This is a genomic window from Olivibacter sp. EAT-5, assembly GCF_044784325.1.
GTDB classification, from domain to species: domain Bacteria; phylum Bacteroidota; class Bacteroidia; order Sphingobacteriales; family Sphingobacteriaceae; genus Olivibacter; species Olivibacter oleidegradans.
The window spans coordinates 949,857-968,232 of record NZ_CP173028.1; the positions used below are offsets into that span (position 1 = coordinate 949,857).

General features: G+C 41.1%; 15 protein-coding genes. 2 read left to right on the plus strand and 13 right to left on the minus strand.

All coding sequences use genetic code 11. The features are described from left to right. Nucleotides 1-10 precede the first annotated feature (10 nt). A complete protein-coding gene (locus ACH11B_RS03835) occupies nucleotides 11-502 on the plus strand; it encodes a Dps family protein (protein WP_013664086.1) in 492 nt (163 codons plus the stop codon). Between the two features lie 39 nt (nucleotides 503-541). On the opposite strand, the gene ACH11B_RS03840 is transcribed toward ACH11B_RS03835, so the two are convergent. Further along, nucleotides 542-838, minus strand: coding sequence for a chaperone modulator CbpM (locus tag ACH11B_RS03840; RefSeq protein ID WP_013664087.1), 297 nt, complete (start codon nucleotides 836-838; stop codon nucleotides 542-544). A gap of 8 nt (nucleotides 839-846) precedes the next feature. Next, nucleotides 847-1,773: a DnaJ C-terminal domain-containing protein gene (locus tag ACH11B_RS03845; protein WP_130855104.1), complete on the minus strand. Its 927-nt coding sequence runs from the start codon at nucleotides 1,771-1,773 to the stop codon at nucleotides 847-849. 375 nt (nucleotides 1,774-2,148) lie between these two features. On the opposite strand from ACH11B_RS03845, the gene ACH11B_RS03850 reads away from it, so the two are divergent. Further along, nucleotides 2,149-2,973 carry an MBL fold metallo-hydrolase gene (locus ACH11B_RS03850; protein ID WP_130855103.1) on the plus strand — a complete coding sequence of 275 codons (825 nt, stop codon included), beginning with the start codon at nucleotides 2,149-2,151 and terminating at the stop codon, nucleotides 2,971-2,973. Here the strand turns inward: ACH11B_RS03850 and ACH11B_RS03855 are convergent. The 11 genes from ACH11B_RS03855 to ACH11B_RS03905 all read right to left on the minus strand — a co-directional run bounded on the left by ACH11B_RS03855 (nucleotide 2,933) and on the right by ACH11B_RS03905 (nucleotide 18,245). Further along, nucleotides 2,933-4,609, minus strand: a complete 1,677-nt coding sequence (locus ACH11B_RS03855; RefSeq protein WP_130855102.1) for a hypothetical protein — start codon at nucleotides 4,607-4,609, stop codon at nucleotides 2,933-2,935. The genes ACH11B_RS03850 and ACH11B_RS03855 overlap by 41 nt on opposite strands. 27 nt (nucleotides 4,610-4,636) lie before the next feature. Next, nucleotides 4,637-5,413 carry an ABC transporter ATP-binding protein gene (locus ACH11B_RS03860; protein WP_013664092.1) on the minus strand — a complete coding sequence of 259 codons (777 nt, stop codon included), beginning with the start codon at nucleotides 5,411-5,413 and terminating at the stop codon, nucleotides 4,637-4,639. 221 nt (nucleotides 5,414-5,634) lie between these two features. Beyond that, nucleotides 5,635-7,344, minus strand: coding sequence for a glycoside hydrolase family 3 protein (locus ACH11B_RS03865; protein ID WP_130855101.1), 1,710 nt, complete (start codon nucleotides 7,342-7,344; stop codon nucleotides 5,635-5,637). Between the two features lie 138 nt (nucleotides 7,345-7,482). Further along, nucleotides 7,483-9,189 carry a glycoside hydrolase family 3 protein gene (locus ACH11B_RS03870; RefSeq protein ID WP_130855100.1) on the minus strand — a complete coding sequence of 569 codons (1,707 nt, stop codon included), beginning with the start codon at nucleotides 9,187-9,189 and terminating at the stop codon, nucleotides 7,483-7,485. Nucleotides 9,190-9,247: 58 nt separating this feature from the next. After that, entirely contained in the window at nucleotides 9,248-9,682 is a 435-nt protein-coding gene (locus ACH11B_RS03875; protein ID WP_013664096.1) for a hypothetical protein, read from the minus strand. Nucleotides 9,683-9,960: 278 nt separating this feature from the next. Next, a complete protein-coding gene (locus ACH11B_RS03880) occupies nucleotides 9,961-10,917 on the minus strand; it encodes a glycoside hydrolase family 43 protein (protein WP_130855098.1) in 957 nt (318 codons plus the stop codon). A 9-nt stretch (nucleotides 10,918-10,926) separates the two neighbouring features. After that, the gene (locus ACH11B_RS03885; RefSeq protein ID WP_242627132.1) at nucleotides 10,927-12,261 is read right to left on the minus strand and encodes a BNR repeat-containing protein; all 1,335 of its coding nucleotides are present in this window, start codon (nucleotides 12,259-12,261) and stop codon (nucleotides 10,927-10,929) included. A 133-nt stretch (nucleotides 12,262-12,394) separates the two neighbouring features. Then, complete coding sequence (locus ACH11B_RS03890; RefSeq protein WP_130855097.1) at nucleotides 12,395-14,344, minus strand: family 43 glycosylhydrolase; 1,950 nt, start codon at nucleotides 14,342-14,344, stop codon at nucleotides 12,395-12,397. Nucleotides 14,345-14,358: 14 nt separating this feature from the next. Beyond that, nucleotides 14,359-15,666, minus strand: a complete 1,308-nt coding sequence (locus tag ACH11B_RS03895; RefSeq protein ID WP_130855096.1) for a Gfo/Idh/MocA family protein — start codon at nucleotides 15,664-15,666, stop codon at nucleotides 14,359-14,361. 113 nt (nucleotides 15,667-15,779) lie between these two features. Then, nucleotides 15,780-16,913: a glycoside hydrolase family 88 protein gene (locus tag ACH11B_RS03900; RefSeq protein ID WP_130855095.1), complete on the minus strand. Its 1,134-nt coding sequence runs from the start codon at nucleotides 16,911-16,913 to the stop codon at nucleotides 15,780-15,782. A gap of 453 nt (nucleotides 16,914-17,366) precedes the next feature. Then, complete coding sequence (locus tag ACH11B_RS03905; protein WP_130855094.1) at nucleotides 17,367-18,245, minus strand: family 16 glycosylhydrolase; 879 nt, start codon at nucleotides 18,243-18,245, stop codon at nucleotides 17,367-17,369. Between the last annotated feature and the right edge of the window lie 131 nt (nucleotides 18,246-18,376).

An 18,376-nucleotide genomic window follows, 5' to 3' on the forward strand; every position in this document is an offset into this window, starting at 1 on the left:
AACTTTTATCATGGCACTCGTAAAAACTGCTAAAATTGACATTGGCATCTCTGAAGATAATCGCCAAGCGGTAGCAAACAAATTGAATCATTTATTAGCTGATGAATTTGTATTGTATACCAAGACTCGAAAATTCCACTGGAATGTAAAGGGCATCCACTTCCACGACCTCCACTTATTCTTTGAATCGCAATATAAAGAACTTGCGGAAATGATGGATGAAGTGGCAGAGCGTATCCGTAAATTGGGTCATTATTCATTGGGAACCTTACAACAATTCCTTAATGAAACCAATCTTTTGGAGCATACAGATGATGGATCATCTGCTGAAGTAATGATTGAAGCGCTTTTAGAAGACCATGAAACCATCATACGAGAGATTCGCACATCGATTGATCCTATTCAAGATAAGCATAAAGATGCCGGAACGGCAGATTTCCTGACAGGCTTGATGGAGCAGCACGAATCAATGGCTTGGATGCTGCGTTCTATGGTTCAATAATAAAAAAATGGGGCGGGGCGTTATAAGCCTCCGCCCAACTTACCATCCCTCTTCGTGTAAGCGTAACCTGCTTTTTAACAGCTTAATTTCTGTTTGCATACTTCTAATCTTTCCAATTAAATGGCGCATGGCGTCAATACCTTCGACATTAATGTGTAAATCGTAATGCCATTGCCTAAATCGTTCCAACGCCTCAAGGTCTTCTTCATGAATATACCATTCATCTGCTTGCAAAGTGAGCTTTATTAACCCTTCTTCATAAAGCGAACGAATAAAACCTTCGTCCACCGTGCTCTGTGCACAATATTCCTTGACCAAAATGAATGTGGTTCCCATTTGTCTAATTATTTAGTCGTTAAATTGGCTAGCTGCTGAAATAGCGTTTTTTGTTCTTCACTCAATCCGGTTGGTATGTTGACTTGATAGGTTATAATTAGATCGCCAAATTGACCTTCTTTTTTATATACGGGAAAGCCCTTCCCCTTTAGACGCACTTTGGTACCATTCTGGGTTTCCGGTTTAACTTTTAATTTAACTTTTGATCCCAGTGTATCGACCATAACCTCTCCTCCCAAAACGGCTGTGTATAAATCAATTTCCTGCGTCAAATACAGATCGTCCTTTAATCGCTTAAACACTGGGTCATTTCCAATAACGAAAGTGATGTAGAGATCGCCCGCCGGCCCGTTGTTTACACCGGGTCCACCCTGACCCTTCAAACGAATTTCCTGTCCATTTTCCACACCCGCAGGGATGGTGATGCGCAGCTTCTTCCCATTTATTGTTAAGGTTCGTTTATGCGTTTCTGCAGCATCCCTCAAGCTGAGATGTAATTCCGCGCGGTAATCCTGCCCTTTAAATTGGCTTCGGCTCCTTCTTCCTCCACCGAACATGGAGGCGAAAAAATCTGAAAAACCGCCTGAAGAAAAATCGCCTTCCGATCCGTCAAAACCGCTTTCGAATGGATTTTGATTGCCAAAAGGATTTCCACGTGCATAGTAATCGCCTCCAGGTTGTGACTGTCTCGCCTGCTCATAAGCTTCCGCTTGCTTCCAATCTTTCCCATATTGATCGTACTTCTTCCGCTTGTCAGGATCACTTAGTACCTCATTGGCCTCATTTAATTCCTGAAATCGTTTATGCGCTTCTTTATCATCCGGATTTAAGTCGGGGTGCAACTTTCTGGCAAGTTTACGGTATGCTTTTTTAATATCATCTTGAGATGCATTCTTATCAACGCCCAATATTTTATAGTAATCAATATATTCCATAATTAAACCTTCAACCTAGATACAGCTGTGTGTCCCTTTTTGTTTGGGACTTTCATATATTCCTATTTTCCTTTTAAATTGAAATGAATCGTGGTTTTAAAAGAAAGTTTATTTTATACATCCCACTTACTGCGCCCATTAGCAAGGTGGATAACCTTGACTTTATTCACTTGCATTTATTTTCAAAAGCGTTCATAGGAGCTCGAAGGCAAACTTCTCGGTTTCGTTCTTTTTGCCAAGAAAAAGAACATATATTAAAAAGAGTAACTCAAGGAAACCTTTCTTTAATACTAACATCGTAATATCGCTTAAAAAGAAATTCCATAACGCAAAGCACGGGCAGTAATCCCAACGAAAATTATTAAGTTTGCACACATGTCGCTTTATGTTACCTCGATCAATTCCGGAAGTAATGGCAATTGTTACTATGTTGGCAATGGAAGAGAAGCTGTTCTAATAGACGCCGGCATTTCATGCCGCGAGATTGAGCGACGAATGACCCGTTTAGGTTTATCCATTCCATCTATCAAAGCGATTTTTATATCCCATGAACATAGTGATCATATAAAGGGCTTGTGCAGGTTAAGTTTAAAATACCGCATACCAGTCTATATCAATCAGCGGACATTAACAGCAACCGGCTTTTTTATTGCTCCCGAGCTGCTCCACCTATTTCATGCATCCGATCCTATTCAAATTGGCGATTTTCAAATCACTCCCTTTGCCAAGTATCATGATGCGGCTGACCCTTATAGCTTTGTGGTAGAAGGAGGAAGCATTCGGATCGGCGTTTTTACGGATATAGGAAGGGTGTGCGAACGTGTACAGCATCATTTCAGCCAGTGTCATGCGGTTTTTTTAGAAGCCAATTACGACGACGATCTATTAGATCGCGGGCGTTATCCGTATTTTTTGAAAAACAGAATTCGCGGGGGGTATGGTCATTTGTCCAATAAGCAAGCTTTAGAGCTCTTTCTAAACCACAGAACGGACAATTTGAGTCATCTTTTTTTATCTCATTTATCCAAAGATAATAATTGTCCGAATTTAGTTACCGAGCTTTTCTCAACCCATGCCAATGGCGTAAAAATTGTGGTTGCTTCGCGATACGAAGAAAGTCCTATTTTTGAAGTAAAAAGATGGTCACAGCCGGCAGATCTTATTCCCGAAATTCCGCTTTTTCCCAAGACTCTTTTTTAAAAAAATGTAATAGCAGAAAGAATGTACCGACGGCAAGGCTAGCAAGTGCCCACACCAACCACTCATAATTAACAGCTAAATAATGCCCAAAGCCGATCGCGCTGATTAATCCTATCAAAAGCAGATTGGCAATAAAGCGCCCTTCTGTCTTTTTTATCGGTTGACTAAAAGGATAGCCTGTTACGGTAAACAGACAAATTAAAATGGCCGCTACTCCGCCTACAGCCGTAGATAAAAGGAGGTCATTTATTACCGGCAGACCAATAAAGGCTAGTCCCAGCACGGAAAAAACAATCATAAAAGGCATATAAAATTTAACAAACGCAGCTTTCAATACACCGGACATCAAAAGGCCCGGTTGTTGAATAGGAGCCACAAAATAAATCCAGGCAGCTTTATATTTTTCGCTTTGTGTGATAAATTGGAATACGGTTAATAAAGTAAATAAAGAAAAGTAAAAAATGAAGAGATAAGTATGTTGCGCGAGGATATTCTTCCATTTTTCTGTCCACGTTCCTTCTGCGTTTCCTCGGTTACGTACAAAAAACATGAAAAAAAAATACACCGGGACATAAGCCAACGAAGGGTACACTTTAGTTTTAAATTCACGTGTGCGTCCCGTTACATTCCAAACTAATCTAAAACCGGCATTTTCCAATGGGCTACCGGTTAATATATTCGCTAATTTATCGCTAAGCGTTTGCCTACGGGTGGCAGCTGTTTCGACCTTAACCGAGTCGTCGCTTGTCTGCAAAGCGCTCAACGTAGCGTTCAATCCGGTAGAGAAGTTTTTGCTCATTATCCACAAAGCCACCAACGGCGATAAGAAAGCCGCTAGGGACAGTGCAATGGTAAGTAATGACGTATCTCCCCTTCCGAGTTCTTGTAGTCCGCTGATCCAAGCACTTGGTGTAAGCCATAACCAGGGCACCGCTGCAAAGTCAAGCTGCTGAACCATGGCACTTTCCAGCACATTTGGCATCGTGTAGTACAACATAAAGATCAGCACCGAAAATACAATTTGTAAATACGCTACAATGTCTTTAAAGCGCTGCACCGAGACGAATTTCATGGCAATCAGGTAAAACAAGTTTACCAGTAATACACAAAGTACGGTTGCTATTGCCGCTTGAAAAATAAAAATAACACCGGCAAATCCTCCTCGACTAATTATTGTAAAAATAAGTCCCGGGAGCGCCAAACCAACCGCTTGTTTAGCTATACTGATTCCGATGTGCAGGATGCGTGTTAAGGCAAACGTTCGATCATCAACGGGACGTGGCAATATGATAAAATTATCTCTACTGTCTAACAGGATGACGGAAAAGTCAGCGATCAAGCTGAGGCATAACATTGCCATAAACACACCGAAGTAGATCGTAAAAGACAGATAAGGTTGGTTGACGGAAAAAAGGAAAAGCAGCAATACGCAACCCATCACTGCTAGCAGTAAAAAATTAAGCCAGGAGCTGTAGTTGTTTTCCTTTTTCGATCTGTTTCCAAATGCCGTTAGCGGTCTTCGGTCATCCATCAGTAATTTGACACGTAATATAACCTCCATCTGAGCGGTATTTACCCCGATTTTACGATATAGAGGACTAAAAAGTAAAGCCAGTTGGACAATGAAATTATTCATGGATATAATATTTTGCGATCATTCTCGCTATTCGAAGGCAGACATGATACTAGAAGCACTTCCTGAAGTTTCCGCATGGCCGGTGAGCTTAGCAAAAATATGTTCGAGGGAATCGCCATGCTCAGCTTTCAATTGCTCGAAAGTACCATTTGCCACAATACTGCCTTGATTAATCAATAGAATACGGTCTGAAACCTTTTCAACAATGTCCATCATATGCGAACAATAAAATATCGTTTTGCCTTCCTTTGCCAATAGAGAGATCAGCTCTTTAACAACAATTACTGCATTTGCATCTAAGCCAGACAAAGGCTCATCTAAAATGAGAATTTTTGGATTATGAATAATTCCGGAAGTCAATAACACTTTTTGCCTCATACCTTTCGAAAAGGTATCCATTCGCTTATTAAGTGATTCACTCAGGCCAAAAGCAGTAAGCAACTTAGTTGCTCTGGCTGCAATGAGCGAAGTTTCCATGTCATATAGCTTACCCACGAAATCCAGATATTCCAAAGGGGTTAACACATCGTATAGCTCAGCATTCTCCGGAACATATCCTATAATGGATTTAATTGGAAGTGCATTCTCTTTTAAGTTGATGCCATCAACAGTGATATGACCCTCGAAATCACTTATTAATCCGGTAAGGATCTTAACGGTTGTTGATTTACCGGCACCATTTGGGCCGATATAGCCAATCACTTCACCGGGATATATTTCAAGATCAATCCCTTTCAAAACCTGTTTATCATCATAACTTTTATGAAGATTTTCAATGCGTATGATAGGTTCATCTTGGTTCATTCTTATCTTTCTTGATTAATGTAAAGCAAGATAAGAAATTCTTTATATTTTGTGAACTTTGAAAATAAGACGCGGAGCAACTGCTATTAAAAATGAAGGGCTTTTACTTTTAACCGTGCGTACTAGCTTTAGCTTTGTATATAGCCAGTGTATTGGGAAAAACGGCTTCGGAGGAAACCGATGGAACGAGCAGCAAAGCAAATGGTTTCCCTAGCATAAAGCTATAAGCCATCTCCATATTTGAAAAAGCTGTTAATGGTTATCGGTAATTTACCGGTGGCTTTTAATTGCCCGCTTAATAACTTTGCCGCTGCTTTTTGAAAGGTTCCGTCATTTTGATAGGCTACCACCAAACCACCGGCGTGCTCCAAGCCGGGGAAGGAAGCAATAGTATAGGGGTTTGCAAAGACGTTAAATAGCACATTATGACTAGCAAGTTCGCTAATTAACATGTTAAGCTCTTGGCTATAGTTTAATTTACTTTGCGGACGCAAACGTGTGTCATGAAGTGCTACAATCACCTGTTTATAGTTCTTCAGCTCATTAGCTACCTTTGACACTTCTGCGCCAGTAGCCTTAGCAGATAAGATGAAATTTAAGCTATTATCAAAATGTCCACCAAGTATTTGCTGAAATGTAGTTAAACTATCGACGCCAATACTAACCAGCGCCGTCTTTTCTGCAAGATCTAACTGCTTAATGAGTGTATCCCCTTTCAACAGTGTAATAGCAGCATCCGCTAATTGTTGATTTAACTGCTTGGCAGAATCATTATTAAGATCCTGGTATAAATGTTCTGTGATGACCGCTTGCCGTTGATTCAGACCCATCCAGTATTTAGCTGCTAGTATTTTTTTTACACGCGCGTTGATATCATCCCAAGATAATCTCTTTTTACGGATCGCTTTTCTTACTTTTTTGATTGCTCGTTTACTGTTTTCTGACAATTCAAGCACGTCATTTCCGGCAATAATCGCCCTTACATCAGCCTCACCATCCGGGAAGTACTTTACAACGCCTTTCATATCCATCGCATCGGTAAAAGTGAGTCCTTTGAAGCCCATACGCTCTTTCAGCATACCGGTAATTACATTTTTTGAAAGTGACGAAGGCAGATGCGCGGTTGTATCCAAGGCGGGGATATTCATATGGGCCACCATTACCCCAGGGGCCCCCTGTTTGATCAATTCTTTAAAAGGGTACATTTCCAGTGAATCCAGGCGAGTTATCGTAAAATTCAAACTAGGCAAGTCATAATGAGAATCCACATCAGTATCACCATGGCCTGGAAAATGCTTTAAAGTAGTCATTAAACCGCCATCCATCATCCCCTTCATATAGGCACCCCCTTTTCGCACCACATTCATTTTATTCTCGCCGAAAGACCGGTAGTTGATTACCGGATTATTCGGATTATTGTTTACATCCACATCGGGAGCGAAATTTACATTTAAGCCAATTCGTTTAAAATTTTTGGCAATCTCCTGCCCCATCTGATAGATTAATCGTTCGTCCTGTACGGCTCCCAAAGCCATCTGATAAGGAAAGGAGATGGTCGAATCCATCAAGCGCATGCCCAATCCCCATTCTCCATCCAGCGCCATTAACAACGGAACTTTTGCAAGTTTTTGATACCTATTTATAAGGTTAGCATGCCTAACAGGGCCGCCCTGAAAAAGCACCACTCCTCCTAACTTTTGCTTTTTTATCACTTTGGCTACTGAATCGCTATACGCATTACCTAAATTTGTATGCGCACGCACCATGAACATTTGCGCAATACGATCTTTTTTGCTCAACCTGTTAAAAACTGAGTCCACCCATGTATGTTCTTGATTAATGAAATCTATAAAGTTTGAAGACGATTGAGCAGAAACTATCTGCGATGCGGTCAAAACGATGAGGAGTATTAGGCTGGCTTTTCTTAACATAATGAAACAATGAAATCAAACTTAGTTATAATTGCCGTTTTATGCAAAAATTTCAATAAAAAAAGATAATAAAAGCAGAATATCGCCCTATAATGCTTTTAAGCAAAATGAAAACCGCAAAAAAACGCATTTTAAAAATTACAATCCATCTCCGTATTTGAAAAAAGTACTGACAGTTACGGGCAATCTACCAGTCGGCCTTAAGCTTTTCAATATGACTTTTGCTCCTGCCCGTTGCAGTTCATCACTATTTTGGTAACCTAGAACCAAACTTTTACAAGCCTCAATACCCGGCATGCCCGCTAATGCATAGGGATTGGTGAAGACACAAAAGATGCTATTCATGTTAGCTAATTCATTAATAAACAAACGGACTGTGCCACTGAAGTTAATTTTACTTTGCGGCGATCGGCGCGTATCATGCAAGGCGACGATCACCTGATTATATCGCAACAGTTCGACAGACACTTTTGCGATATCATTAGGTTTCGCGTCGGGTGAGATGACAAATTTCAGCGCATTATCAAATTTACCTTCCAATTCTTTTTGAAAAGTAGTCAATTCTCGAGCTCCTATGCTAATGATAGCGGTACGTTTGCCATAATCAATGTTCCGTATAAGGCTATCGCCTTTCAGTAATGTGACGGCTGCGTCAGCCAGTTCCTGATTCAGCTTTTTTGACGCTGACCGGTTTAGTTCGCGATACAAGCCATCCAGCATTACCGGTTCCCTTTTATCCAGTCCGAGCCAGAGTTTAGCCGCCAAAATTCTTTTTACTTTTGCATCTAAGCTTGCTTGGCTAATCCGTTTATCTTTAATGGCTTTAGCGATCATAGCAATGGCTCTTTTGCTATTTTGAGATAATTCCAATATATCATTCCCGGCAATAACGGCACGTACATCTGCTTCTCCATTTTTAAAATATTTAACCACGCCATTCATATCCATGGCATCCGTAAATACCAAACCCTTAAAGCCAAGTTCCTTCTTGAGTAATCCGTCAATTACAGCAGGCGACAGTGATGACGGCAAATTAGGCGTTTTATCTAGGGCGGGGATATTCATATGGGCAACCATCACACCCGAGGCTCCTTCACGTATCAATTGCTTAAATGGAAACAACTCCAGCGAATCCAGCCGACCTCTACTGAATGCCAATTGAGGAAGATCTTTGTGTGAGTCGACATCGGTATCCCCATGCCCGGGAAAATGCTTTAAGGTAGTCAATATATGTTCATCCATCATTCCCCGCATGTATGCGCTTGCTTTCCGCGTTACATTACCTTTATTTTCTCCAAAAGAGCGGAAATTAATGACAGGATTTCTCGGGTTATTGTTTATATCAACTACCGGTGCAAAGTTTACATTCAAGCCAAGTCGTCTGAAGTCTTTTGCAATTTCACGTCCCATATTATAGAGAAGCTTCTCATTTCTAATAGCTCCTAAGGTCATTTGATAAGGATAAGAAATGGTGGAATCTGCCAGACGCATTCCCAACCCCCACTCACCATCGAGGGCTATCAGCAGTGGAACTTTTGAGATGGATTGATACGTATTAATAGCCTTTGCATGTCCAAGGGGGCCACCTTGAAAGAACACTACACCGCCTAATTTCTCACTAGCAATTATTTTCGCTACAGAATCTATATACCTTTGTCCTAAGTTAGTATGCGCTCTTACCATAAAGAGCTGTGCAATCTTTTCGTTCTGGTTTAAACTATTAAAAGTAGAATCCACCCATCGATGAGGGGAATTGATAAAGGTGGTAAAATCTGCAGGCTGCTGAGCAAAAGATTGCCAAACAGATATAAGAAACAGATATGTGAATAAATACTTTTTAACCATGAGTATTATCTACCTCAAAGATAATACCCATGGTTTAACTTTCTCGAAAATATTTTGGCTAAACTTTATTTCGCAAACGATCTCTATCTATAAAATCATGCTTATCTCTCCATAACACTAATACAAGCGCGCACAGGATAGCAATACTTACCCAAACGGCAGCATAGGGATTAAGCACATCCTTCGCCAGATCTCTGAACAGTAAGGCCATCAGAATAACGGGCATCTGAAGAATACAAGCAATACGAACATAACTCCCTGTAAACAATGCTATCGCACCAAAAATATGGGCTACGATGATTGTATGTACGAGCACACTCATCAGAATAGCAACAGGTACCGAACTATTCATCATGATATCCGTAAACACATGTATATTAGCAATGAATTCAATTCCCTTCCAAAGAATAACCAATGAAAGTACAATTCTGGTTATTTCCAACCAAAGTGGGTGATGCCTTTCACCCTTGTGGGAGACGTGATGGGTAAGCATAGCATTCAGTTTTAAGTGTTTATATTAAGTTAGCTTTAATGTAATATTAAAGTTACGTTTTTTTTATAAGAATAACAAATGAAAAGCGAAGAGGTTTTTAGAGCAGGGAATAGGGAGCAGGGAATAGGGAGCAGGGAGTAGTTAATGGGGAGTTGGGAATAGTTAATAGGGAGCAGGGAGTAGTTAATAGGGAGCAGGGAGTAGTTAATGGGGAGTTGGGAGTAAGAAAAAAGCAAACTTAATATGGCTGTCTGCAGATAGCTGTTAATTAAGCGTTTTTATTTAGCAATCAATAATTTCTGTAGTTCTTTTTGTGTGATTTTAAAAATTGTACCATGCCGGATTCCATTTGGCATATTAATCCTGTCAGACACGTCTTTCCAATTTTCCAGATCGGTAGATGCGATGGCTCCATAGCGATGTTCGGTATACTTATCGAAATACAACAGCCAAGTAGCGCCTACTTTTGTAAGTGTCGGGCCTTCCGCCCAATAATTCCCTGTGATGGGCTTACTTGCTTTTGAATAGGGGCCTTGCAGCTGATCAGCATAGGCTATCTTTATATTCTTTTCGACAGGTTCTTTCGTCTCATCTTTCAAGAACATGATCCATTTATCGTTTATTTTAGCGATCGTTGCATCGATCACATTAAAACCGGGATCATATAGTAAGCGTGTATCACTGTATGTTTTAAAGTCTTTCGTGTATATACAATACATTCTATGATTATAGGCATTTTCTGCCTCGATTTGCGTTTCGGGAAATTTTCCCGGAATAGTTGTTGCCCAATAGATCATGTAGTTTTTCGAGTTGGGATCGTAAGTTATTTCTGGCGCCCAACAATTCCTCGCCCCTTCTTCCCTCCGCATAACCGGTATATATTGCTGCTCTGACCAATTGATCAGATCTTTCGAAGAAGCATAGCCGATTCCTTTGTCTGTCCAACTGACTGTCCAAACCATATGAAACAGTCCATCACCACCTCGAATAATACAAGGATCACGCATCAGCTTGTCCTTGCTTAATTTTGGTTGTAAAAAAGACTCATCATTCTTTAAAGCATCCCAGTTATAGCCATCCTTGCTATAAGCTAAATGAAGTCCATCTTCTCCATTGCCCTTGAAATAGGCAAATATATAAATCTCTTCTTCTCTATTCCCTGCAAGCACATGCAAGCCATTGAACAGAATCAGTGATAAAGTTATAATCCTGAACAAATTATTATAAAGTAACATAGACAAAATTTAAGGTTTCCATTCCAGTACGTTAACCATCTGTGGAGGAAAATCCGTCTGGCCCTCCAGATCTGCTTGTTCAACTTTTTGCAAATAGAGATTGACGATTTTCTTCTTTTTCCAAAGTTCTGTATCAAGTGTTGGTTCCCACGCCCCCATATCCTCGTTAAATAGATCGATAATCTCCCAGTGGTTATTCTGATCGTTCGTTACTTTGAGAAGTGACACTTTTCCTTTCCGTTCTTCATCCCTAAAAATCATATAAAATACCGATCTACCACCATATCGGCTCGCCAAAATTTGCGGTCGCGAAACAGGGATACGTTTAGTTCCAACACCACTCAAAGTAAAATTCGTCTTCCTAAAGGGCAATATCTTCACGTTCCATGAATCGTTTTGCAAATAAATCAGGTGATATTGCGGCACATCTTGAGCCGACTCTTTCCAGTAGGTGGCAATTACCGGATTTCCTATATCGTCCGTGGTCATGGATGTCTGATTAATCAACTCGCTATTAGGTGGAATACGCGCCGCCACTTCTGCATTACCCGCTGTTATTGGGAGTGTGTAACGCTCACCATTGCTTTTTTCCCAGGTGTGTCCACCATCTCTCGAACGTGCATAACACATATTGTGATTGGTTGACACGTCCGCACTACTCCTCCAAACCCAGGATAAATGAATGACGCCTTCCTTATCCACTGTAGTCTGGATATAAGCGTTTCGTTGTCCTTCACCATTAATCAAATTATCATGTAGCGTTGTCCATTTCTGTTGTTTACAATCGTAAAGGTTCACAATCAGATTTCCTTTGCCGGATTCCCCGTTTCTATAAGTAAAAAGCAAATTGCCATTGGCCAGTTTGTAAAATTCAGGATAGGCAACGCGACTTTCCTGACTGCCTGTCATCTCCATTTTTGGTCCTAATTTTAACGACTCCGGCTTTGTGCTGCGACAATAGTTTAACGGATTATTATGATGATCCCAAGAAACATGCAAATAACCCGTACCATCTACCATTATACTGATCACGTTGTGAGCATCCTTTACATTCCCGGAATAGCTAGTGGTTATTAGTGACCAATTTTCAGAACCAAGCCTCCTTTTGCCCAACACCACTTGTCCTTCTTCATCATAGAAGGCGATATATTGATGCTTTTTATAGGTCACCAATGAATTCTTCCTAAAAATAATCGCATTAATTGAGTTTTTTGACCACGCCTTTGCCACGGGATAGATTGTAGTAAATGGCTTTACTTGTGCCTGCACATTAGTATTTGTAAAGACACTGCCTAGTATACTTAGTAGTATAAGTTGAAAAGCATGTATCCATAAGAAACGCATGCTCAATAATATCAAGGATGGAAAGGATCGCTGTTTAACTTGTCGGACCGAAAGCAGTAAGCACGCATGCCAAATCGATAGGCAAACAGGACGAAAAGGTATCATTACCATTATTTCACATTAACTAGTTGATTCATTTCACCCCTTCTATCCCATGAAGACTTGGCTTAACCGGTAAAATCCGCCCCTCACTGTCAAAAGACATTTTATCAATACATACTTCTCGATGGTAACCGGCTGCTTCTCCCATTTTGATCCCATCGGGCCTGCTAAAGCGATGATAAACCATATACCACTCATCTTTACCCGGAATCTGCAATACGGAATTGTGTCCAGTGCCATAGATGCCCTGCGATGGATCCTTTGCCAGTACTAAATTGTTTTCCGGAATTTCTATGGGTCCGAGTGGTGATTTTGCGGTACCGTATCGTACGCGATAATTTTCGCTTCTCGTATCATCTTCCGACCAAAGAAAATAATAAAGTCCCTTCCTATAAAAGACATACGTTCCTTCACGGAAAGTTTTGTCGGGTGTTATGACCTTTACCGTACTTTCCTTAATCGAAACCATATCTTTATTCAACTCTGCTACAGCCATATATCCATTGCCCCAATATAAATAGCTCTTACCCGATTTTGGATCTGTAAACACATCGGGATCAATCTCTTGTCCACGGTTTATTCCCTTTGGTTTAGAAGCAATTAAAGGTTTTCCAATGTCCCTAAAGGGACCTGTCGGTTCATTAGCTACCGCGACACCGATTTTTTGTGCGCCGGAGTAATAATAAAAATACTTGTATTTACCATCTATCTTCTTTTCTTCAATAGCCGGGGCCCAAGCGTTGCGGCCGGCCCAAGGCACGTTCTTTTTTAAGTCGAGGATAACCCCTTCGTCCTTCCAATCGACCAAGTTGTCGGACGAGAATGTTTTAAAGGAATAACCGCCCCAATGATCAAATCCGTCACTAGTAGGGTACAAATAATACTTTTTCGTTTTCTGAGCGTATAGTATTTCCGGATCGGCATAATAACCCTCCAACACCGGGTTTTGACGAAGCGATTCAAGGTCGATACCAGGATTTCCCCATTTATTTGTGAGACGTTTCAACTCTGTTCTCGTTATTGGCATCACCGTTCCATGCCGCGGGTGGAAATTCATTGACACTTCATTATCAATAACTGAGAAATGTTCCAGATCGGTGCTCTTTGTAAATTGATACCTGCCCTTTCCATATACGTCATACATCAATACATAAGTATCCGTTCCGATTAACTTAAATACGCAGGAGCCTTCCACCGCATCTGTAGTTTGTTGTTTATAATCTACCGATTCTTCCCAGTTACCATCCGTAAGCGAAGCAGCTTTCGCTACTTTGATGCCATTACCATGTCCTTCCGTCTTATAAAATAAGTAATAGGTATTATCCTTCCGTACAATATCTCCATCTATACACGATTTCCCATTCGAAGGAAAAAACAATTGTTTCGGCTCGCCTTCCAGATCCGAGAAATCCGGATTGGCGTAGGCATAATAAATCTTGTCCGGTTCATCACCATATTTCATTGACCAATATACCATATACTTCGCGGCCTGTGGGTCGTAAATTGTTTGCGGAGCCCATACGCGCAACAACTTATCCTGATTAGCATATCTTTGCTGTATATTGACAACGTGCGAAGTCCAATTGATCAAGTCAGTAGACTTCAGCAACACCATCGCCCGATTGGAGTCCCATCCTTTTGCTGAGACCATATCTGTCAGTACCATATAAAAGGTTTTCCCATCCTCTCCACGAAGGATGTGAGGATCGCGCACTCCACCGGTTGAGCTGATCTTTTTGGAATCCAGTATTGGTAAGTCATTATTAAGCGCCTTATAATGGTAGCCGTCCAAGCTAACAGCAAATCGCACAGCCTCTTCCTCCATACGGTTTCCGGTAAAGTAAGTGAAAAGATAGGCGACATAATCTTTTTCAGCTATCGCCTTTGGCCCCTGTTGAGCAAAAAGCAGCTGCCTGCCAGCAGGTGCTAAAAGGATTAGTGAAATAATAATCAGTGTACGGAATGAGTTGGTTGATAACATGAACAACTAAATTGTTAGACTTGAGGTATTGTATAACCGTTATTATAAGACGCTGTGATTAGCTTATCGGCATCTGTATCATTAAAAGAACCTTTTTCTTCGTCCCAATAAATCTTTTTCCCTGTACGGTAGGCAATATTACCCATTTGGGAAAATATCGCAATGTGAGCTCCCGCTTCAATCGGCGTATTGAGTGAAGCCTTATCACGGCTTTTCACCGCTTCGATAAAATTAACGGCGTGCAGATCCAACCCATTATCCACTTTCTTCTGCAATGGCACCGCTTCCATCCGATCACCTTCGGGTATTACCTCCCAACCGTCACGATTCACCACCAATGTTCCTTTATTTCCGATAAAGGCAACCCCGTGGTTTCGACCATAAGGACCTCCATCGATGCCATTGGCATGCTCCCATTGGATGTTAAAGTCATCAAATTCAAAGACCGTTGTCAGTGTATCCGGTGTTTCGGCGGCATCCTCCGGATAGGCGAACTTTCCACCTGCAGCCATAATGGATTTTGGCGTAGTTGCCTTCATACCGATGAGTGCATAATCAAGCATATGAACACCCCAATCAGTCATCAATCCCCCTGCATAATCCCAGAACCACCTAAACTCAAAATGGAAGCGATTAGGATTGAAAGGACGTTTTTTTGCCGGACCCAGCCAGAGGTCATAATCCACACCGGCCGGTACAGGGGCGTCCGGTTTAATCGGAATACTTTTCATCCATCCTTGGTAAGCCCAGGCTTTTACCAAACGTATCTTACCCAGTTTTCCCGAATGAACAAAGGCCATTGCATCTTTAAAGTGCTGCTGGCTACGTTGCCACTGTCCTACCTGCACCACTCGGTCGTATTTCTTTGCAGCAGCCACCATGGCTTTACATTCCGTAATCGAGTTGCCTAAGGGTTTTTCTACATAAACATCCTTCCCAGCTTGACAAGCTTCAATCATCTGCAAGCAATGCCAATGATCCGGTGTGCCGATTACGACCGCATCCACATCCTTGCTGGCCAGTAGGTCTCGATAATTATTATATCCTTTCGTTTTTATACCACGATCGGCAAGTTCCTTCGTTCGTTTATCCAATACATTTTTGTCAACATCACAGAGTGCCGTACATACTACATCCGGATGTTTTAAAATCGCATTCAAATCCGCCCAGCCCATTCCGTTAATCCCAATAGCCCCTATTCTGATTTTTTGCTGAGCATGTCCTGCAGCAATGCTGTAGAGATTAGGGAAAGCAGCTGATAAGCCTGTTGCTGCGGCAAGCGCCGTTGATTTTTTAATAAAGTTTCTTCTTGCGTTGTTCATAAATGGTTGCGTTATGGTTACCATTCAAAAATATATCTTTTTTTCAACAATGCCAACGTTTTCAAAAAATGTAAATAAGACATTTATTACAACCTTTATATCTTCACAAGCTATCACTTAGTTCGCTCCAAATAGCGGAAAAGCTCGGCCGAAGCCAACAGAAACGCTCCAACACCGAAATTTGCTTCCGATTTGATATCGACAACCTGACCAGGGATTGCTTTTTCGCCAATGGGCTGAACATAACCTACTTTACCATCAGGCTGTAGTGCTACCTCGCTCAGATAAGTCCATGCTTTTTTAACGGTGGGCAGATATTGCTTTTCACTCAACAAACCATTATTAATCCCCCATAAGTATCCATAAGTAAAAAAGGCCGTGCCACTTGTTTCATAACCAGGAGCATGTTGTGAATCCAGCAAACTTCGCGTCCAGTATCCTTCGGGTTGCCGGGCCTTCCGAACAGCCTTCGCCATCTCCTTAAAAAGTTGTTCATATTCCTTTCGATGGGCATCATCCTTCGGTAGATCGGTTAGTACCTTTGCTAAACCTGCAAAAAGCCAACCATCTCCCCGTGCCCAAAAATCCTTTTTCCCATTGCTGGTCTTATGCTTTGGATAAATGTATTTAGCATCGCGATAAAACAGCTTGGCGTCTTCATCATACATTAGGTTTTTTGCAAAACTGAAATACGCATACAACTTGTTCAAGTATTGCTGATCTTTTGTGACGGTATATAGCTTTGTCATTACAGGCATTACCATATAAAGACCATCAACCCACCACCAATAATCGTTTTTACCGGTGCTCATTTGATATTGCATAACCTCTTTTGCACGAGCGATTTTCCTTTCGTCCGGATTCAATTTATACAAATCAATATACGTTTGGAAACAGATCTGCCAATCACCAAACAACACATATTCGTCCGTTTCTCCATAGGAATACTTCCAAGTCGCTTTATCGGTGGATTTTGCGCCTTGCCACTCGTTGTGTATGGCCCAATCTTCCGAGTATTTACGATAGCGTTCCTCCTGTGTAACCTGATAGGCTTCCATATTACCCGTATGATAAGCGGCATTATCCCAAAAAGCCCGTACATTGGCGGGGTGTTTACTTTGCCAATAATCATTTACCTGGCGAATGATATTAATTACTTCCACTTTATCTGGCAGCTCCTGCGCATTTAACACAGTATATAGTAACGATGAAAGTATGACTCCTAAAAGAATAAAATGCTTTTTCATTTAATATTTTATTTGCGTTAAGATAGTAATCCACTCGATGGTTAGCAAACCTTATTCAGGAAAAAGAAGCTCCCTAAGGAGCTCCTCGATGTGAACAACAAACAACCCGATCTTTATTAACTATAGAGACTCTCTATGAAGCAGACCTCTCTTAACATTAATTATAACCTGGGTTCTGCTGTAAAACAGCGTCTCTATTTAATTGTATCTCTCTCAGCCAAAGGTGTCATTAGGATCAAACTGAAATGTGCAACCAATTCGGTTACACATTCGATCATTATAACCAAACACAACATACATTTATAAAGATTGATACACCCGAAGTTCCTATATCCAGCGAATCCAATTTACGCTTCTTATTACAGCCTGTCGGCATATTAAGTGTCTCAATACTTAGTACAATATAAAATAGGTGACTTTATTTATGCATGGATTTCTATGTTATTAATTAAATTAAAAAGCCGTAGTGGACCCTGCTACATAAATATTTCTTGCTTTCATTAAAGCTTCTTGCGGCCCGGGTTCTCCGCTTGATCCTTCCATTTGCATATTAATAATCAACCAAAAAGGCTTATTCATAAAATCGGCGCGGTGTGTGGCCATGAGTTGATTGTCTATATAGTAATCTAAATCGACATGTGTCGCCGACACGCGACGTACGCGTAGCATATAATTATGCCAATTACCGGCGTTGGTTACCGGGGTAATCTTATTTTGCCAAGTAACATTTTGCCAACTAGGCCCCGTAGCGGTATTCTGCCAATTTCGGCTATCGCCCTTAAACTCCATTATATCGCTTTCCGGAGGCCAGCTATCGGCACCTGTTAACCAGAAGGCCGGCCAAGAACCACGAACCGTTGGCACTTGAAAATCACCTCGGATTTCCCAATAGGGAAGCGCGTCGGTAAAAGTTATCTTCTCCTTTAAATGAATAGCACCCGAATGGTAGCGAATGGGTAGATACGGATCATGCGGACTATTTCCTTCATTCCAGTTTATTCGGGTAGCCAAAATATTTAAGTCCGTTCCTGTTAAATAAATGTGATTATGATCGGTAGAACTTCCGTACATGCGTGCCGTCCCATTATGATCACTGCCCCAGGGATAAAGATAATTCCATTTTTGCTCAAAGGTTGTGTAATTGTTAAATGAAGAAGCGTCAACCAAGACCACGGGACTTTGCTGTAACACTACATTCTCCGTGTTGCTTAATTTGCCATCAACACCTGAACTTGTTTTTACTTCACCCAGCTCCTGCTTTGAACAGGCAAAGAACAGCGATCCCACTGGAATCATCCATCCTAGCTTTTTAAATAAAATAGGTACATTCATTTTGGTTCATATTTGTGTTTATACTAAAAATTGGTTTTATCACACAAACCTACGGAGTGCACTCTGCAAACAAGGGGGGTATACTCATACAATTCAGGGGGCAAATCCGTTAACAGAAACCATAACGATGA